Annotated in this window: 36 protein-coding genes and 1 tRNA gene; 30 read left to right on the forward strand and 7 right to left on the reverse strand. The window is 68.9% G+C overall.

Features of this window, described 5'->3' with window-relative positions; genetic code table 11:
- Positions 1-66: 66 nt before the first annotated feature.
- Genes IPH07_24140 through IPH07_24155 form a run of 4 tightly spaced genes read right to left on the reverse strand, consistent with a single transcriptional unit; the run spans position 67 to position 3,084 of the window.
- A complete protein-coding gene (locus IPH07_24140; GenBank protein MBK6920513.1) occupies positions 67-381 on the reverse strand; it encodes a hypothetical protein in 315 nt (104 codons plus the stop codon).
- A 4-nt stretch (positions 382-385) separates the two neighbouring features.
- Positions 386-2,143, reverse strand: coding sequence for a hypothetical protein (locus IPH07_24145; protein MBK6920514.1), 1,758 nt, complete (start codon positions 2,141-2,143; stop codon positions 386-388).
- 3 nt (positions 2,144-2,146) lie between these two features.
- Positions 2,147-2,656: a hypothetical protein gene (locus IPH07_24150; protein MBK6920515.1), complete on the reverse strand. Its 510-nt coding sequence runs from the start codon at positions 2,654-2,656 to the stop codon at positions 2,147-2,149.
- 8 nt (positions 2,657-2,664) lie between these two features.
- Positions 2,665-3,084, reverse strand: coding sequence for a matrixin family metalloprotease (locus IPH07_24155; GenBank protein ID MBK6920516.1), 420 nt, complete (start codon positions 3,082-3,084; stop codon positions 2,665-2,667).
- Here IPH07_24155 and IPH07_24160 point away from each other — a divergent pair.
- The gene (locus IPH07_24160) at positions 3,071-3,625 is read left to right on the forward strand and encodes a hypothetical protein (protein MBK6920517.1); all 555 of its coding nucleotides are present in this window, start codon (positions 3,071-3,073) and stop codon (positions 3,623-3,625) included. The two genes, IPH07_24155 and IPH07_24160, sit on opposite strands and share 14 nt — an antisense overlap.
- Positions 3,626-3,779: 154 nt before the next feature.
- Here the strand turns inward: IPH07_24160 and IPH07_24165 are convergent, their stop codons facing one another.
- From IPH07_24165 to IPH07_24175, 3 genes are all read right to left on the reverse strand, one after another.
- Positions 3,780-4,418: a hypothetical protein gene (locus tag IPH07_24165; GenBank protein MBK6920518.1), complete on the reverse strand. Its 639-nt coding sequence runs from the start codon at positions 4,416-4,418 to the stop codon at positions 3,780-3,782.
- A 228-nt stretch (positions 4,419-4,646) separates the two neighbouring features.
- A complete protein-coding gene (locus IPH07_24170) occupies positions 4,647-6,050 on the reverse strand; it encodes a hypothetical protein (protein ID MBK6920519.1) in 1,404 nt (467 codons plus the stop codon).
- Entirely contained in the window at positions 6,047-6,934 is an 888-nt protein-coding gene (locus IPH07_24175) for a hypothetical protein (GenBank protein ID MBK6920520.1), read from the reverse strand. The genes IPH07_24170 and IPH07_24175 overlap by 4 nt, the downstream gene beginning before the upstream one ends.
- Before the next feature lie 261 nt (positions 6,935-7,195).
- Here IPH07_24175 and IPH07_24180 point away from each other — a divergent pair, with 261 nt between their 5' ends.
- The 29 genes from IPH07_24180 to IPH07_24320 form a co-directional block, all read left to right on the forward strand.
- Positions 7,196-7,435, forward strand: a complete 240-nt coding sequence (locus IPH07_24180; protein MBK6920521.1) for a hypothetical protein — start codon at positions 7,196-7,198, stop codon at positions 7,433-7,435.
- Positions 7,432-7,641, forward strand: a complete 210-nt coding sequence (locus tag IPH07_24185) for a hypothetical protein (GenBank protein MBK6920522.1) — start codon at positions 7,432-7,434, stop codon at positions 7,639-7,641. Before IPH07_24180 ends, IPH07_24185 begins: the two co-directional genes overlap by 4 nt.
- Positions 7,638-7,826: a hypothetical protein gene (locus IPH07_24190; GenBank protein ID MBK6920523.1), complete on the forward strand. Its 189-nt coding sequence runs from the start codon at positions 7,638-7,640 to the stop codon at positions 7,824-7,826. Before IPH07_24185 ends, IPH07_24190 begins: the two co-directional genes overlap by 4 nt.
- A gap of 131 nt (positions 7,827-7,957) precedes the next feature.
- Positions 7,958-9,367 (forward strand): PD-(D/E)XK nuclease family protein, encoded by a 1,410-nt coding sequence (locus IPH07_24195; GenBank protein MBK6920524.1) that lies wholly within the window; start codon positions 7,958-7,960, stop codon positions 9,365-9,367.
- The gene (gene orn / locus IPH07_24200) at positions 9,364-9,987 is read left to right on the forward strand and encodes an oligoribonuclease (GenBank protein ID MBK6920525.1); all 624 of its coding nucleotides are present in this window, start codon (positions 9,364-9,366) and stop codon (positions 9,985-9,987) included. The genes IPH07_24195 and orn overlap by 4 nt, the downstream gene beginning before the upstream one ends.
- 20 nt (positions 9,988-10,007) lie before the next feature.
- The gene (locus IPH07_24205) at positions 10,008-10,244 is read left to right on the forward strand and encodes a hypothetical protein (GenBank protein ID MBK6920526.1); all 237 of its coding nucleotides are present in this window, start codon (positions 10,008-10,010) and stop codon (positions 10,242-10,244) included.
- A gap of 42 nt (positions 10,245-10,286) precedes the next feature.
- Positions 10,287-10,362 (forward strand) — tRNA-Phe (locus IPH07_24210).
- A complete protein-coding gene (locus IPH07_24215; protein ID MBK6920527.1) occupies positions 10,352-11,683 on the forward strand; it encodes a hypothetical protein in 1,332 nt (443 codons plus the stop codon). Before IPH07_24210 ends, IPH07_24215 begins: the two co-directional genes overlap by 11 nt.
- A gap of 4 nt (positions 11,684-11,687) precedes the next feature.
- On the forward strand, positions 11,688-12,140 hold the full coding sequence (locus IPH07_24220; protein MBK6920528.1) for a hypothetical protein: 453 nt from the start codon (positions 11,688-11,690) through the stop codon (positions 12,138-12,140).
- Complete coding sequence (locus IPH07_24225; protein MBK6920529.1) at positions 12,043-12,537, forward strand: hypothetical protein; 495 nt, start codon at positions 12,043-12,045, stop codon at positions 12,535-12,537. Before IPH07_24220 ends, IPH07_24225 begins: the two co-directional genes overlap by 98 nt.
- Positions 12,537-14,204, forward strand: coding sequence for a hypothetical protein (locus tag IPH07_24230; protein ID MBK6920530.1), 1,668 nt, complete (start codon positions 12,537-12,539; stop codon positions 14,202-14,204). Before IPH07_24225 ends, IPH07_24230 begins: the two co-directional genes overlap by 1 nt.
- Positions 14,205-14,234: 30 nt before the next feature.
- On the forward strand, positions 14,235-14,948 hold the full coding sequence (locus IPH07_24235) for a hypothetical protein (GenBank protein ID MBK6920531.1): 714 nt from the start codon (positions 14,235-14,237) through the stop codon (positions 14,946-14,948).
- 7 nt (positions 14,949-14,955) lie between these two features.
- On the forward strand, positions 14,956-16,803 hold the full coding sequence (locus tag IPH07_24240) for a hypothetical protein (protein ID MBK6920532.1): 1,848 nt from the start codon (positions 14,956-14,958) through the stop codon (positions 16,801-16,803).
- On the forward strand, positions 16,800-17,126 hold the full coding sequence (locus tag IPH07_24245) for a hypothetical protein (protein MBK6920533.1): 327 nt from the start codon (positions 16,800-16,802) through the stop codon (positions 17,124-17,126). The genes IPH07_24240 and IPH07_24245 overlap by 4 nt, the downstream gene beginning before the upstream one ends.
- Positions 17,123-17,320 (forward strand): hypothetical protein, encoded by a 198-nt coding sequence (locus IPH07_24250; protein MBK6920534.1) that lies wholly within the window; start codon positions 17,123-17,125, stop codon positions 17,318-17,320. The genes IPH07_24245 and IPH07_24250 overlap by 4 nt, the downstream gene beginning before the upstream one ends.
- The gene (locus IPH07_24255; GenBank protein ID MBK6920535.1) at positions 17,317-17,892 is read left to right on the forward strand and encodes a hypothetical protein; all 576 of its coding nucleotides are present in this window, start codon (positions 17,317-17,319) and stop codon (positions 17,890-17,892) included. The genes IPH07_24250 and IPH07_24255 overlap by 4 nt, the downstream gene beginning before the upstream one ends.
- Positions 17,889-18,101: a hypothetical protein gene (locus tag IPH07_24260; GenBank protein ID MBK6920536.1), complete on the forward strand. Its 213-nt coding sequence runs from the start codon at positions 17,889-17,891 to the stop codon at positions 18,099-18,101. The genes IPH07_24255 and IPH07_24260 overlap by 4 nt, the downstream gene beginning before the upstream one ends.
- 180 nt (positions 18,102-18,281) lie before the next feature.
- On the forward strand, positions 18,282-18,869 hold the full coding sequence (locus tag IPH07_24265) for a hypothetical protein (protein MBK6920537.1): 588 nt from the start codon (positions 18,282-18,284) through the stop codon (positions 18,867-18,869).
- Positions 18,870-19,047: 178 nt separating this feature from the next.
- A complete protein-coding gene (locus IPH07_24270; protein MBK6920538.1) occupies positions 19,048-20,250 on the forward strand; it encodes a metallophosphoesterase in 1,203 nt (400 codons plus the stop codon).
- Positions 20,247-20,678, forward strand: coding sequence for a hypothetical protein (locus IPH07_24275; protein ID MBK6920539.1), 432 nt, complete (start codon positions 20,247-20,249; stop codon positions 20,676-20,678). Before IPH07_24270 ends, IPH07_24275 begins: the two co-directional genes overlap by 4 nt.
- Complete coding sequence (locus IPH07_24280) at positions 20,675-21,094, forward strand: hypothetical protein (GenBank protein MBK6920540.1); 420 nt, start codon at positions 20,675-20,677, stop codon at positions 21,092-21,094. Before IPH07_24275 ends, IPH07_24280 begins: the two co-directional genes overlap by 4 nt.
- A 2-nt stretch (positions 21,095-21,096) precedes the next feature.
- On the forward strand, positions 21,097-21,237 hold the full coding sequence (locus tag IPH07_24285) for a hypothetical protein (GenBank protein ID MBK6920541.1): 141 nt from the start codon (positions 21,097-21,099) through the stop codon (positions 21,235-21,237).
- Positions 21,234-21,518, forward strand: a complete 285-nt coding sequence (locus IPH07_24290) for a hypothetical protein (GenBank protein ID MBK6920542.1) — start codon at positions 21,234-21,236, stop codon at positions 21,516-21,518. The genes IPH07_24285 and IPH07_24290 overlap by 4 nt, the downstream gene beginning before the upstream one ends.
- Entirely contained in the window at positions 21,478-22,224 is a 747-nt protein-coding gene (locus tag IPH07_24295; GenBank protein MBK6920543.1) for a hypothetical protein, read from the forward strand. The genes IPH07_24290 and IPH07_24295 overlap by 41 nt, the downstream gene beginning before the upstream one ends.
- Positions 22,225-23,130: 906 nt before the next feature.
- Positions 23,131-23,301, forward strand: coding sequence for a site-specific DNA-methyltransferase (locus IPH07_24300; protein MBK6920544.1), 171 nt, complete (start codon positions 23,131-23,133; stop codon positions 23,299-23,301).
- Entirely contained in the window at positions 23,298-23,489 is a 192-nt protein-coding gene (locus IPH07_24305) for a hypothetical protein (protein MBK6920545.1), read from the forward strand. The genes IPH07_24300 and IPH07_24305 overlap by 4 nt, the downstream gene beginning before the upstream one ends.
- Positions 23,486-23,875, forward strand: a complete 390-nt coding sequence (locus tag IPH07_24310) for a VRR-NUC domain-containing protein (GenBank protein MBK6920546.1) — start codon at positions 23,486-23,488, stop codon at positions 23,873-23,875. Before IPH07_24305 ends, IPH07_24310 begins: the two co-directional genes overlap by 4 nt.
- Positions 23,872-24,327 (forward strand): hypothetical protein, encoded by a 456-nt coding sequence (locus IPH07_24315; protein MBK6920547.1) that lies wholly within the window; start codon positions 23,872-23,874, stop codon positions 24,325-24,327. Before IPH07_24310 ends, IPH07_24315 begins: the two co-directional genes overlap by 4 nt.
- Positions 24,324-24,823, forward strand: a 500-nt coding sequence (locus tag IPH07_24320; protein MBK6920548.1) for a hypothetical protein, incomplete at its 3' end; no start/stop codon positions are given. The genes IPH07_24315 and IPH07_24320, both read left to right, overlap by 4 nt.

Consider the following 24,823-nt stretch of genomic DNA (forward strand, 5'->3'; position numbering starts at 1 on the left):
GTTATTCGCTACCCCGGAGGGGTGTGCGATATCGCATGTTGGCACGGCGCATGATGCGCAGCGGCATCAAGCGCGCGCGATCACGTACCGAACGAACCCGTTGGCCGCCGTGGTCGCGGTCAGGCGCAGCGTTTCGTTCTCTGCGCAATGCAGAACGCCCGTGCTAGCGAATGCACCGACCGGGGTATCTGCAGTGACCTCCTGCGTACCCATCAATGCCGTGCTCGCGCTCGACCACGAGTATTCGCCCGCCGCATCGAGGGTCAGCAGATAGCCGAGCACCACGATGCGATAGCCGGCACCCGGTGCGGCCACGATCGTGGTGACCGTGGTGATGTTGCTGACCGATTCCTGCTGAATGTCGTTGACGCTGTACTGCATGGTATCAATCGGCCATCAAGCACGTGCTCAGCAGCGCGACCGAGCCCGAGGATGCGTCAGCGACATCGGTCACCGTGATCACGTCGGCCGTAGTCGACTGCTCTCGAATGATCGCGTACCCGCGACCGAGGTTGGCGGGCAGCAGGTCGGTACCGTCGAGGTCGTACGGGTCGGGCCACGCCTGCGAGCTGCCGTCGTAGGGCATCGTCGAGGTGGGCAGCGAGACGAACTCGACCAACGATCGCAGGCCACCGACCACCCAGTCGCTGGGCAGTAGGTCCGGGCTCGCGCCCTGGTCGTACAGACGCTCGCCGTCGGGGCCGTCGATGCCCGAGTTCAAGTCAAACAGGATCTCGCACGTGGTCGGGATGCCGCCTGCGATGCGCCCGAAGCCGAAGCCGAAGGACACGTACGGGTCGGCCACCACGTCGCTGCCGATCGGCACGGGCGTGGCGAAGGTCGTCTCGGTGTACGCGTTCGGGGTCGCGGTGTCGAAGCCTGCGAGGCCCGTGTCGGCGAGCAGCGTGGGGGCCGAACTCGGCGGGTTGCTCGTGTCGGGCCAGCTGTAGACGCCGATCGTCGCGTCCTCGGCCGCATCGACGACGCCCATCGCGTAGCCGGCTCCGTGGTAGGCCACGCGCTCGAGCTCGGGCGTCAGCTGGCGGTAATGGAAAGTCTCGCCACCGTTGCCCGCGGCGTCGGGAACGTCGCTGGTCGGGGTCTCGCCGGCGGCGTCGCGCTGGCAGCCCCATTCGGCGTAGATCGAGCCGTCGCCTGGGAAGCCGTCACCGGTGCCGCCCTCGACGTCGCACTCGACGATCAGGCCCACCAGCGAGGTCACGCCGAAGCTGCCCGTGATGGTCGGCGATGCGCTCGAGGGGAACGACGCCGTCGGGTCGTTGCGCGAGCCCTCGATCAGCAGGTTGTCGCCGTCGACGAGATCGCCGAAGCGGCCGCCGTTGCCGTGGAACAGGTAGCCGAGGTCGCCGCTCGAGCCGTCATCGCAGACGCCGATCCACGCGTCGTCGCCGATGGCGCACGGGATCGCGGTCGGGAGCGGGAGGACGATCGGCTCGTATCCGTTCGCGCTGCCCGTCGCCGATCGACCCGCGTCGACGATGTCGGTGATCGTGCCGGGCGGGTCCGCATAGGCGCCACCGAGGCCGACAGCGCAGCGGCCCCGAAAGCCGCCGATGCCGTAGTACTTCACGCCGGTGATCCGCGCTCGCGTACCGTCGGCGACTTCGGATCCGTCTCGGTTGCGTGCGCGAACCTCAGTGTGCACCCACGCGGTGCCGTCGACGATGCCCGCACCGTCTCGTCGGCCCTGCTGCGCGCCGGCGGTGCCTGAGCGCCCGCCATCGATGGCCGCGCCACCGACGATGCCGCTGCTCGCGTTCGGCACCGTGACGCGGTAGCGCGTGACGCCGTCGACCGTGGCCGAGTCGACGCTCGCGCTGTGGCCGAAGTCGGCGAGCAGCTGGGCTGCGATCGCGTCCGCGACCTCCTGGCTCGTGTAGTCCGTGCCCGGGGTGAGCACCACGGTCGCGAGGCTCGCTCCGAACAGCGCGTCGACGTCGAGGGTCGGGTCGCAGCCGCTGCCGTGACGGATCGTCCAGCAGTACTGCGTGCCGCTCAGCGTGTACGCACCCCACGCGCGCGCGAGCCGGCCACCGATCATGCGGTGACGGGCCCACGCAACGGCGTCGGGCCTCGTCGACGATAGCGCCGTCGACGAGGGGATCACGAAGCGGACGGCCATGGACTAGGCGATCGGGAAGCCGTCCGTGAAGGGATTCGCGAGCTTCCAGTAGACGAGCACGCAGGTGATCGTGCCGGTCACCGCCGCCACGTTGCCGCCGGTCGACACGAAGTCCGCGACGGGGACGTACGCGGTCGCCTCGAGCGTCAGCGGGGTGTAGGCGCCGGGGAAGTCGAGCCAGTCACCCGCCGCGGTCGCGAAGATGTCGGTCGCCGCAAAGAGCTCGTCGCTGTTGCCCGCGTCACCGATCGACACGGTCACCGCCGAGATCGCCGTACCAGCGATCGCGCTGTGCTGATAGACGTACGCCGCGAGCGGGCGTGCGTTCGCCGGGAACGCGTTGCCGTCGTTGTCGTCGGCGATCGAGATCGTCTGCGCCGTGTCGGCGTCGGTCAGCGCCGAGTCGAGCGTCAGCGTGCGGACGTGGAACTGCAGGCCCGCGAACGCGGCACCGAGCGACGCCTTCAGGGCGTTCAGCTTCGTGATCAGGATCTGGTCGTCGTCGATGCGCATGGGGAGCCTCAGTGCGTGATCGGGTCGTGGCCCGGACAGAGCGCGAGCAGTCGCGCGAGGAAATGCACGCGACGCACCTGCGCGGGCTCCACTTCGGTGCCGGCGACGCGATGCATCACGTTGCGGGGATCAGGATGGTGCGACAGGCCGAGCACGTGCCCGAGCTCGTGGGCGAGCACATTCGGTCGCGCAACTGCCCACAATCGGGGTCCGCACAATCGACGCGTGGCCTGGCCCGCGACCGCGACCTTGGACGCGACCGAGGACGCGTCCGCGACCTGGAACGTGGCTGGGGCCGACACCAGGGTCACGACCACGGCGCCCCGCTGGTCGAGCGTGGAGCTGCACTCGAGCCCCCACACGGTGCAGGCCGCAGCCGCGACGTCGTCCGCGGCCAAGGTCTGGACCGTGCGCGTGTCCTCGCTCACGTACGACACGTGCGGCGCGCCCGCACAGGCGGTGTCCGATAGGACACTGAGCGCCAGTGCAGCCGTTGCGCCCCAGCGCGAAAGTGCAACAATCCGTGTCAGCATGGCCAAGCGCGAAATCACACCGAACGTCGACGTCAGCCGGATCGAGGCGCAGCTCACGATCGCCCGGAAGGCGCTGGCCGATCTCGAGGCCGTGGCGGCGCAGTTGCCCGCGCTGCAGACGGAGATCACCGAGCTCGAGACCCGCCTAGCGCGAGCGCGCGACGTCGAGGACGACGCGGCCGTCGACATCGAGGCGTTGATCATGCGTGCCGCGGCCGTGACCGGAGAGATCACATCCACGGGTGTGCGCGCTCACGTCCCCACGATGCCCCCGCACACGATCGAGCGTGCGATCGGGCGTCTGGTCGCGGCCAGGCGCTTGGTCGAGACCGAGGACACGGGTCGGCCCACGCTCGGGCGCGGGCGCAGCCCGCGGGTCTACGCGGTGACAGGCGTCACGAGCGAGACCGAGCGCGTAGTCGAGCGCCGTGGATGACCTGGCGGCGCGACCCGGGGGCGATCGATCCTACGTCGACCTCTTGGGTTCAGACCCACACGAAGAATATGCACGCGGCGTGCCATGTGTGATTTCAAGGACTTACGCCTTGGCCCGCGTGCCGAGATCGGCACCCTGATAGCGTAGGTGCGGGCTAAGTGCTTGAAATCACTTTGTGCCGGCCTAGATCGCTTCGCCGACGATCCGGCACACGGCGCCCCTCGTCCGCGGCCGCGATCACGGCCGAGACCCAGTCCCAGTCCGAGACCCAGCGCTTACGGCCGTGGAGTTCCTCCTCACAGCCTCGGCGGCGAGCGCTGTGGTCGACGGTCGGGATCATGGCCGCGGCCTCGTCGTAGGCTGGGCCGTCGCTGGGGCAGCGCGGGTGGGGCAAGCTCCCGCGGTCCCGCAGCTCGGTCAGTGGGCGCGGGACGCGGAAGAGCCCGACGTCCTCGGCGCGCAGGCGGGCGTCCCAGTCCGAAGGCGGGGAGAACCAGGTCGACGCGGCGTCGCAGCGGTACCCACCGTCCGAGTCGCTGCGGGGTGGCTCAGCCAGGCGGTCGCTGGCGACGTCCTCCCCCTCGACCAGACGCTCAGCGGCCTCGAGCTCGTACACGGCGCCGTGCTGCCCGCACACGCCGAGGACTAGGATCTGGTCGACAGGCACACCCCGCACCAGCGGCTTCCGCCGTAGCGGATTACTCGGGTGGTGCCTCGCGGTGCTCCACCGGTCGAGGTCTTCGAGGTGCAGCAAGGCCACGCGGCCATCGGGGGCGGATAGGACGTACAGCATCGGGACACTCCAGCGGCGCAGTCGTGTTGGCGCTCACCACCGATACAATGCCACCGCCCCCCAGCGGTAACAAGACGTGCCGTTGTGATAGGACTCACCACGCACACCTTGACGTCCTACATGTCGCACCTTTCCCCCGGGGCAGGCGGGGCAGCTGATCCCGGTGTGTTCAGAGACGACCCCCCTCTCAAGGGGTGATACCGGATCGCCTGCCCCGCCTGCCCCGGACTATCCTGGGCCGGATCGAGCGACGGATAGCACCGGCTGGTCGGCCCATCGCCACCCCATAAACCCGCGGGATCCCTCGCGTTTCGTCGTTTGCCATCCGCGCTCCTCGAGCTGGCGATACAGCACTGACGCGGGCGGGCAGTATTCCCCGCCGCGCTGCGCCCACGCAGAAAATGCGCCATACAGCAGATTCCGTGGCAAAAAGGACAGTGGGTCAGGTGTAAGTTGTTCTGCGACAAACACCCCGATCACGTCCTGTGAAGCGTGATAATCATCACGAGCGGCCGCGACCGCCGCCGGCGGATTCAGCCCTTGGGTCTGCCAGGCGAGGCACCCTTGGACCGCCAAAGCAAGCACCCCGGGCGCTTCCATTCTGAGCTTGGTGTCGAGCTCTCGGTCCTCTCGCCCGCGGAAGCTGACTCCCCACTCGAGGGGGTGCACGCGGGACCAGAATGCGGCCCCCTGATCACGCACAATCGGGCGGGCATTGCACGCCATCGTCATCGTGTGCGAGGGCCGGAACGTGACCGGGTCCTGGCGCATCCGACGCGCGGTGACCGAGTCCCCGCCCGTGAGTTGCTTCACGAGCGACTCGTTCCATCGCCGCCCCGCCGGCGGCTCGCTGGTCACCACGAGGCGGGCCCCGCGCAGGTCCATGAGCCCGGTCGGATGCTGGTCGGACCCGCGCTCGAGGAGCAGGTCCGGCTGGATCGCGCAGCCGTAGTCCCCCCAGACGTGCAGGGCGAGCTCGAGCAGGGTGGACTTGCCGTTGCGCCCTGCGCCGTACCACAGACCGAAGACGTGCTCGCGGACGCTGCCGGTCAGCGAGTACCCGAGCCACCGCAGCAGGTACCAGACCACGTCCGGCGCGCCCGGATGGCACTCGCCGAGGAACTGCAGGAAGCGGGGGCAGGTCGCCGCAGCGTCGTACTCGACGGGCGACTGCCGCGTGATCATGTCCTCGCGCCGGTGCTCTCGCAGCGTGCCTGTGCGCAGGTCGATGGTCCCGTTGCGGCAGCAGAACAGCCACGGGTCGGCGTCGAGCTGGTCGGCGTCGATGCGGACCTCGGGCCGGTGGCGCAGCACCTCGACGGCTGCGGCGATGCGCCCTGCGTTACCGCTGGTGCGGCCCCACTTGACCAGGGCCTCGCCGACCTCGCCGCCCATGCGCTTGCCGTCCTCGACGATCAGCGTGGCGCACAGCTCGGCCTCGTGGTGCGGGCCGTCGCCGATCGTCCACCGCTGGCCGTTCCAGCGCAGCCAGCCGAGCCCCTCGGCGTAGCGGAAGTCGCCACCGAACAGCTTCATCAAGCGCGACGCGTTGCCGCTGTCGTTCGTCGGGTAGCGCCCGGCCGTGAGGGCGTCGGCGCCGTGCTGGTCGTTGTCGTTGTGGTCGTTGATCATGCGAGGTCCATCAGGCGTGCGATTCGGAGGCGGAGGTCGGGGTGCGAGGTCGAGGTCGGGGTCAGGGCGCAGCCGAAGGGGTCGCGCGCGTACTGGTACGCGTTCGCGGCCCGGCCCGCGATCGCGTCCGCGTCCAGGTCCGTCCACCCACACCGGCGGCCGTACGCGACGACGACCTCCTCAGCGACGTGGAGCGGCAGACCGTGGTCGTGGCACACGCAGCTGGCCGCGTACGCGCCCGCGGGCCGGCGCGCGTCCAGGGCGTCCCACGCCTGCTGGACGCGCAGCTCGAGCGGCCACGCCGCGAGCTCATCATCGGTGCGGGCGATCGGCGGGGGACGGGGAGGCGGTGGTGGGTGCAGCCGTAGCGCGTCGTCGACGTCGATGCGCGCGCCCGTCGTACGGATGACGACGGGGGGCATCAGCCCGCTGGTGATCGGCCGGTACCACAGCCGGGTCATCTGGTACGACTCGGGCGCGACGCCGCGGCCCGCCCACGTGCGCACGCAGGCCCGGTACTCGTCCGCGGTCTCGATCGGGCGGGACGGGTGGAGAACGCAGCGGAAGCGAGGGCACGCCGGGGTGGCGCTCGCGGTCGTGTAGATGACCGCGTCGAGCTCGGCCGTCCGCGTGAGCACGTCCGCGAGCGCGGCCACGCTCGCGCCCTCGTCGTACTCGAACGCGACGAAGCCCGCGGGGCCCGCGTCGATGCGACCCTTCTCGCCCGGGCGGATCGCCGATAGTGGCGAGTAGCCGGACGCGTGCTTGTCCGTGGTCGGCACCGGTGTACCGATCCACGCGGCGAGCTCGGGCCACGTCATAGTGAGCGCGACCGCGTCCGCGTTCGCGCGCGAGCCCAGGGGCCAGATCGAGAGTGCGGGCACCGGCCCATGCGCGGTGCAAGATGCGCGCCGTGCGACGTGCGTAGTGATGTCGCTCGCGCTTCGCCGCGCCCCTGTGCCGGATCCGCTGCGAAGCCGATCCGGGCGGCACAAAGCGATTTCAAGCACTTAGGTTCGTTTGTGCCTTTTCTCACCAAGTGTTCGGCACGCGGCCATCCCCGCCACCGTGGCCATGGCCAAGGCAAGTGTTGGATATCACGACGATCGCGGACATGGCCGCGGACGTGCAGCCACGGGCCAGGCATGCAGACGAAGTTCAAGGCCGCGGCGGGGCTCACGATCGGGGACGCGAAGCCGGGGGACGTCGTGGTGACGGGCTCGCACCCGTACGACGTCTATCTGCGGGTCGACCCGGGCGTCGGCAAGCTCGAGGGTATCTGGGCGATCGCGATCAGCGGTGATGGGTATCTGTGCGACCCCGGGCTGCCGGCCCTGCGCATCATCACGGCCAGGGACGTGATTCTGACCGAGGTCGGCGCGTGAACCAATCACAGGACCTGGACGCGCAGGAGACCCGCGCGACCGCCCGCATGATTGAGGACGCGGTCGCTGAGCTCGCGGCGGTGTACGAGGAGCTCGAGCGCGAGGACCTGGACAACTTCGACATCGACGAACTGGTCGCACGCCGCCGCGCGCTGGAGCTGCTGATCGAGGCCGCTGGCGCGCCGCACCCGCGGGGTGATCGGTGATCGTCCGCCGGCTGCTGAACATCGAGCGCGAGCCGTACTCGCGCGAGGTCCCTCGCGAATACGCATACGCGTTCCGCGACCACGAACGCGCGCTGGCATTCACCGCCGCGGCGACCACCGAGTACAACGAGCGATTCGGCATGGCGACCGGCTGCCGCTGGGCATCGAGGAGGAACGACGGATGAAGATCGATCTCAACGAACGTGTGCCGGTCGAGACCCTGAAGACGGGCGACCGGTTCCGGGTTCCGCTGACCACAGACGAGTACATGATGTCGTCGATTGTCTGCGAAGGACATTGCGGCTGACGATAAACGATGCCCCGCTGTGACCATCAATGGTTCTTCGCGCCGCCGCTGCAGCTCCCGGTCTGCGTTCGTTGTGGTCGCGAACCGACCGCGAGCCCGAGCCAGGTCGAGACCTGGCGCGACTGCCAGCGCAAGTGGGCCTACTCGCGGGTGCGCGAGAAGACCGAGCACCCGTCCGCGGCCTACGGCACGCGGTGCCACAAGCTGCTCGAGGACTGGCTCATCAAGCGGATCCCGCCGCCGAACGACACACCCGAAGGGAAGACGGTCTGGACCGGACTGCACCTGATCCCCACGCCGTGGACGCCCGGCCTCGGCATCGAGGAGCGCGCCACACCGGTGCTCGGCGGCCCGCCGCTCGCCCGCGCCCTCGGCCTTGAAGATGGAGCACTAGGCCCCTCTGTGGCCTGGGACATGCGCAAGGACTTCCGCTACGGCTACACGCCCGACGGCGGTGGCGTGTTGGTCATCGGCGATCACAAGACCACCGGCGACATCGCCAAGTACGCAAAGACGGCGGAGACGCTCTCGACCACCGACCCGCAGGGCATTGCGTACACCCACGATTCCGCTGAGCACTATGACGTGGCCTGGGTGGTCGGCCAGTGGGTCTATTACCAGCGCGACGCGAAGGCCAAGGCCAAGCCCGTCACGTTCTCGATCTCTCGACAGCAGGCGCGCGAGCGCTTCGCGAAGATGCACGTCGAGGAGGTCGTCCCGATGGTCCGCGCTCGAGCGGCACCGATCGAATCACTCCCTCGCAACCTCGACGCGTGCAACAGCTACGGAGGATGTCCGTACCAGCGCGAGTGCCACGCCACCATCACCCCAGAAGAGAGCGCAGCGACACTGCTGACGCAGATCAGAGGAGCACGACCCATGCCCGAGACACCCGCAGACCTCCTGGCCTCGATCGCCGCAGCCGCCGGCAACGTCCCACCGCCGCCGACCACCGCGGCAGCGCCGACGCCCGAGCCGATCTTCGTCGCCGGCAAGCACACGACCGGTGATCCGAAGCTCGATGCGCACCTCGGCACGCTCGCGCCCGCGGACCAGGCCGCGCTGTTGAGCTCGATGATCGCCGCGCAGGCGGCCGCGGGCCTGCCCTTGACCGTGGTGTCGGTGCTGCCCGAGGCACCGCCGGTCGTCGAGACGCGCGCGCCGAAGAAGCGGCAGACGAAGCCGAAGGCCGCGCCCAAGGTCGAGGTCGAGCCGCCCGCGGATGTCGTCCTCGATCAGGCCGTCGAGGCCGGCGCGCTCGCGGCCGCGCAGGTCACCGGTGACTTCTCCGAGATCGAGTGCTCGGAGCAGGACGAGCGTCGGTACCAGCGCCGCCGGCTGGTCGAGGTCTGGCTCAGGGGCACGCGTCCGAAGGAAGACCTCGAGTACGCGATCACGATGGTCGAGGTGCCGCTGTGAGGACCGCAAAGTACCTCTTCCTCGACCTCGAGACCACGGGTCTACACCCCGGTCACGATGACATCCTCGAGTGCGCTTGGATCATCACCGACGGTTCGCTCCGCGAGATCCGCCGAGGGCAGATGGTGCTGCACTTCCGGCGCATCTTTCCCGAGGCAGTCGACCCGTTCGTGACCGAGATGCACACCAAGAACGGGCTGTGGGCCGAGTGCGAGACGTCGGTCAACGACCTCTGCGACCTGGCTGATGTGCTCGCCGGACAGATCAACTCGACCGAGTGGGTCGAGACCCGGCCGATCCTCGCGGGGGCGACGGTGCACTTCGACCGCAGCTTCCTCCGGCACTGGGTGCCCGACGTCGAGCGGCTGCTCCACCATCGCCACCTCGACGTGTCGTCGCTGAAGATGGCGCTCCGTGATGTCGATCCGAATCTCCCGAAGCCGGCCAGTTCGGACGCACACCGAGCGATGGACGACATCGAGTATTCGCTCGGCGAGGCCCGCAACATCTACGCCCTGCTCGCGGATGTCGTCATCGATCAGGCCATCGAGGCCGGCGCGCTCGCGGCCGCGCAGGTCACCGGTGACTTCGGCGTCATCCTCGCCCTCACCGAACGCTGAACCCGAAAGGAACAATCACCATGCAAGCCACGACCGAGCACAATCTCCGCACCTCCGAAGGCCGCGCCAACCTCGACGCCGCGATCAAGAAGCTGTTCAAGGGCAACGCGAAGCTGACCAGCAACGACCTCGCCGAGACCTTCGGCCTCGGCCTCGCCCAGATCCGTGCGTCGCTGCACCGTCTGATCGATGCCGGTGTCCTGGTCGCGATCGGCAACACGAAGGCCCGCGTGTACATGCGCGCGCCGTCGACCTGACCGCGGTGTGTAGATAGCCAGACAGCCGGGACAGACCGGCACGGGCCGATAGCTCAGTTTGGTAGAGCGCCGCTCTGAAACAGCGGAGGCGCAGGTTCGATGCCTGCTTGGCCCACCATTGCCGGAAATCGACCATCGGGAGGATAGTGTCAATGTCGTACGAAGCGATCGTCTGTCGAATCAAGACCCAGCTGCACCCGAACGCGGACAAGCTGCTCGTGGGAGACGCCGCCGGCTACAGCGTGATCGTCGGCGTCGATACTGTCGACGGCGATCTCGGTGTGCTGTTCCCCGAGGGCGGGTGCATCGAGCCCAGCTTCTGCCTCGCGAACGGGCTGTATCGGAAGCACCCCACGACTGGTGAGCCGCTCGGTGGGTACCTCGACGAGGACGGACGCGTCCGCGCGCTGAAGCTCCGGGGCGCGGTGTCCGACGGGCTGTGGCTGCCGATCGCGTCGATCGACAAATGGCTGTCGTCGCTCAAGGACGGAGGGCGCACCAGCGTCCCGGTGCTCACCGAGGGGCAACGGATCGCCGCAGTCAAGGGGCACCAGCTCTGCGAGAAGTACGTCACCCCGGCAACCCGCCGAGCGATCGCGGCCGCCGGTCCGATGAAAGCGCGATTGATCGGTGCGCTGCCGCGGCACTACGACACGCCGCAGCTTCGTGACCTGCACTCGATTCCTGAAGGCGCGACGGTCATCACCACCGAGAAGATCCACGGCACCAGCGGCCGCACGGGACTGGTGCGCGTCGAGCAGCCGCGCGGATGGCTGCGCCGATTGTTTCGCCTGCCCGCGAAGACGCGACTCGAGTACGTCAGCGGCACCCGGAACTGCACGCTCGATGCGAGCGCGCCGGGGGAGAAAGGGCAGAGCTACCGCCGCGTCGTGCACGACGACATCGTCCAGCACGCGGGGCTGCAACCCGACGAGGTCTGGTACTACGAGATCAGCGGGTACACGCTCGACGGAGCGCCGATCATGGCGCGGCACACCGTCGGCAGCATCGGGGACACCAAGCTCGAGAAGAAGCTCCGCGCGAGCTTTGGAGACGCCATTACGTACAGCTACGGCTGCCGTCCGGGCGAGTATGTGGTGCACGTCTATCGCATCACGCAGGGCGCTCGCGAGCTGACGTACGACGAGATCGCGGCCCGGTGCTCCGATGCGCGAGCCCGCGGCGCAGCTGTCTCGGTGGTGCCCCGGATGGGCCGCGACGAGGGGATGAGCGGCATCGCCGAGCTGCGCCACGTGGCCGCCCTCCTGGCAAACGGCCAGGCCCCGTGGACGCACCCACGCGAGGGCGTCTGCGTTCGCTTCGAGCGCGGTGGCGAGGTCATCTCGAAGGCGTACAAGCACAAGTCCTTCGTGTTCTGCGCGCTCGAGGGCATCGCTCGCAACGACGCGGAATACGTCGACGCCGAAGAGGTGGCGTGACTCGATGAAGCCATTTCGCCATTGTCGCAACTCGGCCAAGCGCTTCGGCGGGGTGCCTGAGGACTACCAGGACATTCACGACTTTCTCGATCAATCGAAGTCGACGCACGCGGACATGCGCCACCGCGCGCTGCTGCACCACACGCTCGGCTGTTTCCTGGTCGAGCAGGTGTTTGGCGCGGTGAGAAAGAACAGCGCCGGGCGCAGCTACAGCCCGCGCGACGTCGCCGAACAGCACATCCTCGAAGACCTCGGCACGATCCCCGCGCCGAGCGATTACCTCCGAAACATGACCCTCCAGAACTGGATGGGCGGACCAGCAAAGCGGACCCGTCGCTGGGTCGGAAAGTGGAACACCGATGTCGATCGAGAAGCTCAACAACCTGTCGCAGATGATGGACGAGGCCCGGGAGAAGATGCAGCGCGAGGCCCAGGAGGCATTCCGCGTGGCGTGTGACGAGGTCTTCGAGGCGCACCCGAAGCTCGAGTCGTTCGGCTGGGCTCAGTACACGCCGTACTTCAACGACGGCGAGCCCTGCACGTTCTCGGTGAACGATCTCGATACCTTTACGTTCGGCGGAGTCACGCTCGAAGGCGGCGTCCACCTGAACGAGTCCGTGTACAACTACACGACCAACAGGTACGAGCCCTGCGAGCCGCACGTCGATTCCTATGAAACCGAGACGCCCGCGGGTTTCGACATGCCGGCCGCGGTCGCGGCGATGCGCGCGGTCCTGGTGGTTCACGGATTCCTCGAGAGCAACCCAGAGATCGCCCTAGGTGCCTTCGGTGATCACGTCATCGTCACCGTGTCGCGCACCGGCGTCGACGTGACCGAGTGCGCACACGACTGATGGCCGCCGCACTCCCACTGACGCGGGCCGACCTCGCCGCGCGACTGCCCGACATCGCCTGCACCGCAGACGATCCAGCGCTCGCCCGAGTCCTGGCCCTGCCCGCGCGCCCGGCCGCGTCCGCGGACCTGATCGCTGCGCTCTCAGCAGCATTGCGGACGCGGCCGGGCCCGGAGCTCCGCCAGGCCCAGGCGGAAGTCCTGCGCGAAGCGTGGGAGTACCGAGGCGCATTCGCACCGATGCAGGTCGGCGCCGGCAAGTCGCTGCCGACCTTCCTGCTGCCGACCGTGCTGCACGCACAGCGCCCGGTGCTGGCGATCCCCGCGTCGCTATTTGGCAAGACCCAGCGGGACTTCGCGCGCTACTCCGCGGACTGGCGCGTGCGCCTGCCTCACCTGATTTCGTACGAGGAGATGGGCCGCGACGATCGCCACGGCAAGCTCGACGCGCTCCAGCCCGACCTGCTGATCCTCGACGAAGCACACCACCTGCGCAACGACTCCAGCCGCACCCGCAAGTTCGCCCGATACATCGCATCACGCCGCGCGCTCGAGACCGATTTCGGCTCGCTGCTCCGCGTCGTCGCGCTCTCGGGGACGCTGATGTCTTCGTCCCTGGTCGACTATCACCACATCGCCGTGTGGTGCCTCGGTGACCGAGCACCGCTGCCGGTTCGCACGAGCGACGCCGAGCGCTGGTCCGCCGCGCTCGACCGCGACCTCGGACCGCTCCGCCGCATCGAGCTCGGCGGGCTCTCGACGATTCCCGGCGGATACCACGACTGGTTCCGCTCCCGCCGCGGCGTCGTCCCGACGCGCGGCTCCGACTGCAACGCTTCCATTCGAATCCAACCATGGCGACCCGATGTCCCGAAACCGATCCTCGACCTGATCGCCCAGGTCGAGGCTACCTCTACGCGGCCCGACGACGTCGTCCTTTCGACGCTCGAGCTGCCCGGCTGTCTCGCCGACCTGGCCCTCGGCTTCTACTCGCGCTGGGACCCGATCGCACCGACGTGGTGGTCCGAGCCCCGCAGCGATTGGTACGCCTACGAGCGGGACGTCATTGCGTTGCGGCTCGACGGCATCGACTCACCGATGCAGCTGCGCAACGCCCTCGATGCGGGCCGCGGCGACCTCCCGGACGCGGACGCCGGTCGGCGCATGCTCGCGGCCTGGCGCACCGTCGAGCCGCACTTCGTGCCGAACCCGGTCCCGGTCTGGATCGACGATAGCGTCCTTCGTCAGGCGGCCGAGTACGTCACCCGCCGCGGGGCCCAGCCCGCGATCGTGTGGGTCGACCCGATCCCCGTCGGCCGCCGCATGCACGAGCTCGGCGTCCCGTACTACGGCGCCGGGAACAACCCCGAGACGGCGCCCGGTGGGCGCTCGATCACCTGCTCGCTGCACGCCCACCGCGAGGGGAAGAACCTCCAGGACCGATTCGCGCGGTCGCTGTCGCTGTCGCTGCCGGCGACTGCGGATTGGTGGGAGCAGAAGATCGGACGAGTGCACCGCGCCGGGCAGTCCGCGGACACGGTGCTCGCCGAATACATCGACGCGATCGATTACCACGGCGACGTGATGACGCGAGTGCTCGCGCAGGCGCGCGCCGACGCCCTGGCCTCTGGATTCGACTACAAGCTGACGCTCGCTGATTGGGCGTAGTTCCACCCACGAGGAGAAAGAAGAGAAGCAATGTTCACCGCAGAACAGATCGCCCAGATGGTGGCCGCGGGCATGTCCCCGGCCCAGATCGCCGCGCTCGGTGCCACCGCGGCGCCGGCCGCTGCCGCACCCGCACCGCTGTCGTTCCACCCCGGCGGCAGTGACCCGCTGCTCGCCAGCATCCGGTCCGCGCCGCCGCCGACCAGCTACGGCATGTCCTTCGTCGACGACGGCGGAAAGTACGACGGCGACTACCGCGTCCGCATCAAGGAGGTGTCGTTCGACAACACCGACAAGGGCAAGGTGCTGCGCACGACGATGACCGTGCTCGCGTCGAATCAGGAGACGGTGCCCGTCGGCTCCGAACGTGAATACGCCCTGTTCACGTGGAACAAGCCGGCGCTCCCCGAGTCCCAGGGATGGCTGCAGCAGCTCAGCGACGCGAAGGGCAACGTCGGGCCGTTCACCAACGCGTTCTACCGCGAGTGCACCGGCGAGGCGAACGTGTGCGCGGGCCTCGAGTTCGACCTGTCGGTCTTCACGAAGCCGCAGAAGCGCAACCCGAGCAAGTCGTTCACGCACTACCGCTTCTCGGCACCGAGCGGTGCGCCGTCGATGATCGCGACCCCGCCCAGCATCCCCGGCGGTGCCGCGTACTCGACCGCGGCCGCGCCCGCGGTCCCGCCCAAGCCCGCGAACTGGCCCGACACGCTGCCCTGGCCCCCCGTGATGCCCGCCGCCTGAGCCCCGCATGGTCCACGCAATCGACACAGAGACGACGCCGTTCACCGGCGATCAGCCTGTACCGCGGCTCGTCTGCGTGTCGGTTGCGGGGCCCTCGGGCTGTGGTGTGTACCACGTCGACGACCCGGTCGCGCGCGAGATGCTGCGCTACGTCCTCGCGACCGGGGCCGTGTTCGCGAATGCGCCATTCGACGTCAGCGTGATCTGGCGGCAATGGCCGGACCTGTTGCCCGAGATCTGGGCGGCGTACGACGGCGATCGAATCTGCGACGTCCTCGTCCGCGAGAAGCTGATCGACATCGCCGAAGGCTTCCACTTCCAGCGCGGCGGCTACAGCCTCCGCGACGTCTCCCGCCGGCGCGCGGGCGTCGAGCTCGAGAAGGGCGAGGACACCTGGCGCCTGCATTACGGCGAGCTGCTGCCGTACCCCGTGCACGCGTGGCCCGAGGATGCGCGACGGTACGCACTGGACGACGCCGTCGGCACGCTCGCGACCTACCACGCGCAGCACGCTTACGCCGGATTCCTCGATGACCAGTACCGCCAATCGCGGGGCCATCTCGCGCTCTACCTGCAGTCGCTGCGCGGCATCGACACGGACCAGGACCAGGTCGCGCGCGTCGACTCCCGTCTTCGCGGCGAGATCCTACACCACACTGGCGTGTGCCTCGCTCACGGCCTCGCCCGCGTCGGCGGCACGCGCAAGGAGCCGACGATCGTCCGCACGAAAGCAGCCGCCGCGGCGATGCTCGAGCAGCACTGTGCGCGGACCAATCAGCGAGTGCCGCGGACCGACAAGGGCGCGGTGTCTCTCGACGAGGAGGCGCTGGTCTCCCTGTCGATCCCCGACTCGCACCCGCTGGCGAGCTACCGCATGCTCGGCAGCCTCGGCACGCAGCACACGGGATGGGTTGGTCCGCTCTCGCATCCGATCGTCCGCACGAAGTACGACGAGCTGAAGGAGACCGGGCGCACCGGGTCCAGTGGGTTCGGGTCGAAGGCGAGGCCGCACCCGTGGACGCCGAGCTCGCGCAACTTGCAGAACTTCCCGCAGGAGGGCGGCTATCGCGAGTGCCTCGTCCCCCCGCCGGGCTCGCGCTTCGTTGTCAGCGACTTCAAGGGCGCCGAGCTCGTCACCCTCGCGCAATGCCAGCTCGACTGGTTCGGTCGCTCACCGATGGCCGACGCGATCGCCCGCGGCCGCGACCCACACGCGGAGTTCGCCGCGACGCTGTTGCACATTCCGCCGGAGCTATTCGACCCGACCAGCAAGGTGCACAAAGAGGCACGCAAGCTGGCGAAGGCGTGGAACTTCGGCAAGCCCGGCGGGATGGGATCGTTCCGATTCATCACGTGGGCGCGCACCGCCTACGGTGTCGAGGTCACGCCGTACGAGGAACGCGAGAACACCCGCCTGTGGCTCGCGCAGTGGGAGATGAAACCCTTCTTCGATCGCACGTCCGCGCTCGAGCGCGGCGGCTTCATCGAGATCAAGCTCCCACGATCGAACCGCGTCCGCGGTCGATGCTTCTTCCCGGATGCGTGCAATACCCAGTTTCAGGGGCCGGCGTCGGACGCCGCGAAAGAGGCCCTCTACTGGCTGCTGCGCGCGCAGTACGACCCGACCTCGCCGATGTTCGGTGGTCACGCGGCCATGCGCGACCCATCGCTCCGACCGAGCGTGTACCAGTGCCTCTTTGTCCACGACGAGAATGTCACCGTCGCGCCGGCTGAGCGTGCCCAGTCCGTCCTCGCCGAGCAGCGACGGATCATGATCGCCGCATTCGCCAACTGGTGCCCCCAGGTTCCGATTCAGACCGAAGACCACATCATCGAGAGGTACGCGAAAGTATGAACACCCAGATCAGCCAGATCACGATCGCCGGAGAGATCATGCAGGAGCGCGACCGGCAGGATCAGAAGTGGGGGCGGCAGAATCACCCGTCGGTGCACCGCAAGGCCGGTTCGCTGTTGTGCGACATCACCGAGGCCGACGCGAAGGCCCGATGCACGAACATGAACGCGGCCGGCCTGCTGACGTGGGAGGACATCGCGGTCGAGGAGCTGCTCGAGGCGCTGGAGGCCGGCAGCGAAGCGGAGCGCCGCGAGGAGCTCGTCCAGCTGGCGGCGGTATGCGTCGCGTGGATCGAGTGCATCGATCGCCGGGGTGCACGATGACGTTCACGGTCGGGCCCGTTACCCTCGCGCTGCGCCACATCATCGCGCTGCGCATCGAAGGGCAGGAGGGCATGGGTGGCAAGCTGAACGTGGCCGTGTACACGCCCGCGCGCACGCCCCTGCAGCTGCTGCTGACCAAGACCCAACACGACGAACTCGTCGCCGCGATGGCGGCTGCCGGAGGTGCACAATGATCGAGACCACCGACCTCGCGCCCGCGCGCGCGTCCGCGGACGCGGCCACCACCGGCGCGGCGCAACTCTCCAGCCTGCTGGCTGTCGAGATCACCCCGGACCGGGTCGAGTGGGCCAACGCGACCGCGAAGCAGGTCCGCGCGTACCGAAAGGCGCTCGAGGACGAGGAGAAGTCCGGCACCAAGCCGCTGCTCGCGGTCGTCGACAAGATCCGCGGCTGGTTTCGCGACCCGAAGGCCGTCTGCGATCAGGTCTACACGCACCTGACCAAGGGCGTCGAGCGCTGCATCGAGGAGGGCCGACGCGAGCAGATGCGCTTGGCCGCGGCCGCGGCCGCGACCGGTGCTGGCCATGCCGAGATTCAGCGCGCGGTCGAGGCGGCCGTCCAGAAGCCGACCGGGTCCAAGACCGTGACGTACTACTCGGCGCGGGTCACCGATGCGTCGAAGGTCCCCGCACAGTTCTGGATGATCAATCAGCAGGCCCTGGACGCGCACGCGCGCGCGGTCAAGGACGCGTTCAACGTGCCCGGTGTGGAGCTCGTCCGCGATACGCGGGTGGTGCCGCTGTGAAGACGTGCATCTGCAGCCCCGGAGACGAGTACTGCTGGGCCTACAAGGACGCGTGCCCGGTGCACGGCGTCGAGGCCAAGGCCGCGTCGGTGTACGACCGAATGCTGGCCGTGCAGCTGCGGCACTACGCGAAGCTCTGCGAGGGGGACAGTCAGTTCAAGGCGCTCTGGGCCGTGCTCACGCAGGCGGCGGAGCGGCTGGAGTCCTAGGTTTTCTCGGCGTCGCACTGCTCCGCTACGCCCCGCGACGCTACGCGCCGCTCCGCACCGCACGACAACGCAACGACGTGACCCGGCACTCTCCGGGAGATTTCCGACGCCCCGCGGCTCTACGCATCACGCCACCCCGCGAGGCCATGCAACGCAACCGCACCGAAAGAGGAACGAACAATGCCACGCACCATCAACGTCACCATCCGCGGCATCACGCCGCTCTCGCAGTCCAAGTACCTCGCCGTCGAGCTCGCACCCGGCGAATCGCACAACGACCACGACAAGCGCCGCTGGGCCGAGAAGATGCACACCAACGCCGACGGCCGCGTGGTGATCCCCGCGATGGCAATCTTGCAGGCGGTGCAGGTCGCCGCCGGTGCCGACGACGAGAAGGTGTCGGGCCGCGGCAACCGCAAGTGGGGCACGCTGTTCAAGGGCGGCGTCGCGATCTACGACGACGTGGTCACCGACGTCGATGCGTCCACCGTGCAGCCGCAGACGTTCCTCGTCGACGCGCAGGGCAAGAAGGGCGACGCGTCGTCGTCCCGAGTCCCGCGCACGTTCCCGATGATCGCGCCCGGCTGGACGGCGTCCTTCCAGCTCGAGATCCTCGATGATTCGATTCCGATCGACCGGGTCAAGCACGCGCTCGCGACCGCGGGCGCGCGCGTCGGTGTCGGCCGGTTCCGTCCGGCGAAGGGCGGTATCAACGGGCGATTCGCCGTGGTGTCCGTGACCGAGGACGCGACCGAGTCGGCTGCGTAGTTTTTCTGCCGCCACGCACCACACCGCATCGCTCCGCGACGCTACGCGCCGCTCCGCACCGCACGACAACGCAACGACGTGACCCGGCACTCTCCGGGATATTCCCACAGCGAGTCAACGCGCCACAACACGGCGCGCCGCATCGCACGACCACGCTCAGCAACGCAAGGACCCTTCAATGTCGACACGCTCACGAGGCTTCGGCCCCATCGCTCCGCCCATCGTCACGCCACCGGCCGAGCCACTCGCCGCGCCCGCACGCAATCAGCCCGGGCACGGGCGCGTCGAAAACCCGAAGCCCGAGCAGGACCGAGAGAGCATCTCCGCCGCTGCCCGTGACGCGGCCCGCAACCTGACCCCGCACCTCGAGGACTCGGTCCCGCCGGGCTTCCGCATCAAGGGCATGTCGGTCCTGCGCGACGCCGACGGCCACGTCCGGCTGTCGTGGGCGAAGACCACCCGCGAGGCCGATGACCCGTACGAGACGGCGCGCATGATCTCCGAGGGTCTGGCCGACGGCGGCGGGCTCAAGACGCTGCCGCCGATCACCCCGCCCGATCGCGAATGTGATGACCTGCTGTCGGTCTACCCGCTGGGCGACCCGCACATCGGCCTGTACTGCTGGGCCGAGGAGTGCGGCGAATCGTTCGACCTGCAGACCGCGATCGACCAGTACCTCGCGGTCGCGTCGATCCTGTTCCGCCGCGCACCAGTCGGCAGCGACGCGCTGCTGATCGACCTCGGCGACTTCTACCACGCCGACGATCCGCAGTACCGCACGAGCTCCGGCCGGCACGTCGTCGATGTCGACACCCGCTACGGCAAGGTCATCCCTGCCGGGTTCGACATCATGGCGACGCTCGTTGACGCCGCGCTGCAGCAGCACCGTCGCGTGCACGTCTGGTGCCTCCGCGGCAATCACGACGACAAGACCACGCTCGCGCTGCGCGGGTACCTGCAGGGCCGCTACGCGAACAACCCCCGCGTGGTCCTCGACGCGACCCCCGGCAAGTTCCATTACCTCGAGTTCGGCGCGAACCTGCTCGGTGCGACACACGGCGACTCGCTCAAGGGCAAGCGAGGGCGGACGCTGCACGAGATTATGACGACGGACCAGCGCGCAGCGTGGGGTCGCACGCGGCACGCGAAGTGGTTCGTCGGTCACGTGCATCACGAGTCGACCAGCGAGGTCGGCGACTGCCGCGTGGAGACCTACCGGACGCTCGCGCCGAAGGATGCATGGCACGCGGCCAGTGGGTACCGCTCGGGTCGCGACACGCGGCTGGAGATCTTCCACCGCGAGCACGGCGAGAGCGAGCGCCACATCCTGTCGATCGGCGAGATTCAGGCGGCGATGGCCGCAGCAAAGGCACGCACGTGAAAGTCTACCTCTCAGCCCGCTACCCACGGCAAGCCGAGCTCCGCGTCTACCGCGACAAGCTCGAGGCCCTCGGCATCACGGTCACGTCGCGATGGCTCGACCAGCCCCCGCACGCCGAGCACACGCAGCAGCACGCGATCGAGGACGTCGACGACATCTACGAGGCCGACGTGTTCGTCGCATTCAGCGAGCCGCCGGTCGAGGTCAACCCGGCACCGTTCGCGGCCCGCGGCGGACGCCACGTCGAGTTCGGCATCGCGTACGAGTGCGGGTGCACGTGCCTGGTCGTGGGCGAGGAGAACGTGTTCCACCTGCTGCCCGGCATCGGCCGCGTCCGCTCCTGGCCCGAGGCCCTCGACGTCCTGGTCGCGCTCGCCGAAGAGGAGCTCGACGCACGCTGGCGGCAGATCCTCCGGGGGCTGTCGTGATCACGCCCCTCCTACTGCTGTGGCTCACCACCCGCGGGATCGCGGACGTCGACTGGGAGGTCGTCCTCGCCGTCGCCATGGGCGTGGGCACGGCCGCGGTCGCGTGGATCGAGCACCGCCGCACCTCGCAGCTCGACGACATCGCGTCGTCCCTGCTCGAGCGCGTCGCCACGATCGAGGCCGTCGCCGCGCACCGTGACGACCTGATCGCCCTCGGCGAACGCGTCAACGGCATCGGCACGCCGCCGGACCTGACCGCCGTACACGAACGCGTAGCGGCCCTCATGGACCGCCAGGTCAGCCACGCCGAGCGCCTCTCCGTACTCGAGGCCCGGGCCGACCACCAGCCCTGGAAGCACACGCGCCGCAAGGACGGGAAGTTCGCGCGCGCCGACGAAACGCCACCGACCGAATAGACATGACCCCCGAACAGCTCGCCCTCGTCGTCGAGCTGCACAACCGAATCGCCGAGCTCGCCCGCCGCAGCCCAACGCTGCGCGTGGTCTTGGGCCCGCGCGTCCTCGCGTTGTTGCAGCGAATCAAGGAGACCCAACAATGACCCCGGAACGTGCCACCGAGATCGAACTCGAACTGCGCCGCGCATCGATGGACGGACCCATCGACAGCCGGCAGCGAATCGCAGCGCTGGGCCTCGAAGCACTCGCCGGATGGCAGCGCGCCCGCGACCTGACCACGACCACGGTCAGCACCGCGGACCGGTGGCGGGCCGAGGCTCGAGAGCTCCGGGCCCGGATCGCGGCCCTGGTCGTGGTCGTGCGCGACCTCGGGATGGACAGCAATGCCCGCAGCGCGCGGATCAAGGAGCTGTCCGATGTCTGAGTCCCGCTTCCGATCGAACTGCCCGGTGAATGGGCACTGCGTGCGAGGCTGCCTGAAGACCGAGCCGTGCTGCGCTGAGGTGGCGGAACGGCCGGTCGCCGTCGGTAACCTCAAGCCCCGCGCGCCCGGCAAAGCACCGCTCGCGCTGATCCCCCTCGCCGGTCTGGAGGTCGAGGCCGCCGCGCTCGAACACGGCGCGCTGAAGTACTGGCCGAACAACTGGATTGCGTGCCCGCGCGACGAGCTGGGCACGTACCGCCACGCGTTGCTGCGGCACGCGGTCGCGTTCTGTATCGCGGACGAGCGCGACGACCCCGAGTCCGGTGTTTCGCACCTTGGCCACATTCGTGCGTGTGCCGGGATCATGGCCCACATCCTCGGGCTGCGATACGCACCGGGGCGGCTCGCGGCCGCGGCATCGGCCGAGGACCTGCACCGCCTGGTCTCCGACGCCGCGCTGTTCGGCGAGCTGCCCGAGACCAAGACCGCGGTCGCGTCCGAGGCCAAGGCCGTGGTCGGGGACGAGGACGAATGGGCGCTGCCGGATGGACTGCGATGGGATCACGACGACGACGGGTGGTGGATCGCAAGCCCAGACGGGTGTCTGTGGCTGTTCGACGACGAGGTCGACCCCGACGGCCTGCTATTGCAGCGACCGGACGCGGACCAACTGGTCGCACTACTGAAGCGGAGGAATGGACGATGAGCACGTGGATTCTCGAAGGTGATTGTGTCGAGTCCCTGCGTGGGCTCCCCGATGCGTGCATCGACGCGGTCGTGACCGATCCGCCGTACGGTCTGAGCAAAGAACCGGACATGCTGGAGGTGCTGCGGCACTGGCTCGCGGGTGACGACTATCAGCACAGCGGCGGCGGGTTCATGGGCAAGATCTGGGACTCGTTCGTGCCGGGGCCGACGGTCTGGCGCGAGGTCTACCGAGTGCTCAAGCCCGGCGGCCACGTGCTGTCGTTCTCCGGCACGCGCACCTACGACCGACGCCCAGCGCTGGTCCGGCTGGGGCACCGCGCTGAAGCCCGCGCAGGAACCGATCGTGCTCGCGCGCAAGCCCCTGATCGGCACCGTCGCGGCGAACGTCCTGGCCCACGGCACCGGGGCGATCAACGTGGACGGGTGCAGGGTGGGGGACGAGGGCGGCACCCGCGGCAGCGACTATGCGAAGACCGGCCTGTTCGGCGTTGGCGGCAAATGCCGGATCGAGCAGCTAGGCGCCGGCCGCTGGCCCGCGAACGTGATCCTGGACGAGGTCGCGGGCGCGGTGCTCGACGAGCAGACGGGCGCCGTTCCTGGGCAGCAGGGCGTCGTCCGCGGCGACGAGCCGAGCGACGCGACTGACGGCACCATCACCGGCCGCCGCGGGCGAGTCGCATCGGCAGCTCCGCGCGGTGACTCCGGCGGCGCATCGCGATTCTTCTACTGCCCCAAGGCGAGCCGCTCCGAGCGTGAGGCCGGGCTCGACCACCTGCCGATCCGCAGCGGCGGCGAGCTGACCGATCGCGAGGATGGCAGCGACGGACTGAAGAGCCCGCGCGCCGGTGCGGGCCGCGGCGGCGGGCGGCGCAATCATCACCCGACCGTGAAGCCGGTCGAGCTGATGCGCTACCTGATTCGGCTGATCACGCCGCCCGGCGGCCTCGTGCTCGACCCGTTCGCGGGCTCGGGCACGACCGGGATCGCAGCGAAGCTGGAAGGGTTCCGCTTCGTCGGCTGCGAGATGGAACCCGAATACGTCACGCTCGCGCGAGCACGAATCGAGGCCGCATGATCACGATCGCGACCGCGACCGCGCCCGCGCGCAGTGCCACGATCATCGAGTGTGCACTCATCGACGGCCTGCTGCGCCTGAGCATCGAGGGCAAGACCATCCCCGTGTCCCTGCTCGCCAACGCGATCGCGAAGGCGTGGCCGGACCATGACGGCGAGGAGGCCGACGAATGCCCATCCGACGAATGAGGCGACCACGAACGACGACCAAGACCAAGGTCCGCACGACGCGTCGGCGCCAGCCCGAGGAGCAGATCCAGATGCACCTCGTCGGCCTGCTACGAAAGGCCGGCGTCCGGTTCTTCCACGTGCCCAACGGCAGCAAAGCGACCGCGAGCTACCGCGCGAAGCTGTGGTCACTCGGGCTCGAGGCCGGCGTCCCCGACTTGATCATCGTCGACCCGACCGGTCGACACCCCGCCGCCGCGCTCGAACTCAAGGCACCGCGCGGCCGGGTCAGCGACGCGCAGAAGCGATGGCATGCAGACCTGCTCGCGCGCGGATGGGCCGTCGCGACGACCTGCGGACTCGACGAAGCGCTCGCACAGCTGCGGGCATGGGGGTATCTCGAATGACCGCAGAAGAGATCACGAAAAAGAACCTGACGTTCGTCATCGAAGAATCGATCTACGACCTCTTCATCGAGCAGCAGGAGAAGATCGAGCGGCTCGAGGCCGCGGCCGCGCGCATGACCGCGTCCGCGACTGCGACTGCGAACGAGCGCAATCACCTGTGGCAGATCCTGGAGGCCCTGGGCCACCGCTCGGCCGCGCACGCGGTGGCGGACGCGGACATGGTCGCGGCCTCGGTCGCGGCATTGTCGGCACTGCCCGTCGACGTGCCCGAGCTCCCGGCCGGCTGGGTCTGGGCGGTCGACGGCGAGGGTGAGCACTGCGCGGTCGACCCGGTCGATCAGATCGCCGTGTACTGGGACCGCGACGGAACGATCGCGCTCGATCTCGAGGCGGGAGAGGCCGCCGCGCCCGATGAAGTCCACGAGGCCGTGCGCCGGAGGAACCGACGATGATCACCGCACCCATCTTTCTCCGGTCGATCCTCGACAAGCTGCTCGCGCCCGAGCGCCAGCGCGACGCGCTGTCCGAGCACGAGTCCGAGCTGCTCAGCGGTCACCGCGAGCCGCCGGCCCACGACACCACGGCGTGGCCGTACGAGCTCGCGCTGCCCTCGCGCCCGCGCGACCCGTCGACGGTGAAGCTGATCACCGTGCATGTGACCGACGTCGACGGCGGCTTCGGTGTCAGCCGGCAGCTGCTCGCGAAGTGGGCGCGGCTGGTCGAGCTCGGCAAGGTCCCGCCCGGGTTCGAGGACGCGGACCCGTACGAGCTCGCGCTACTCGAGCGGTACAGCGGCTGCGCGTACCACCGCATCGTCTCCCGCCGCGTCGGTCTGGTGACCAATCACCCGCTGTCGCTGCGGACCTCGCACGGCAACGGCGGCAACGTCGGCGCCGGCTGGGCGATCGACTGCTCCCACAAGGAGACGCTCGCGCCCGCGTTCGCGAC

Source organism: Deltaproteobacteria bacterium, assembly GCA_016709225.1.
Classification (GTDB): domain Bacteria; phylum Myxococcota_A; class Polyangia; order Nannocystales; family Nannocystaceae; genus Xiheibacterium; species Xiheibacterium phototrophicum.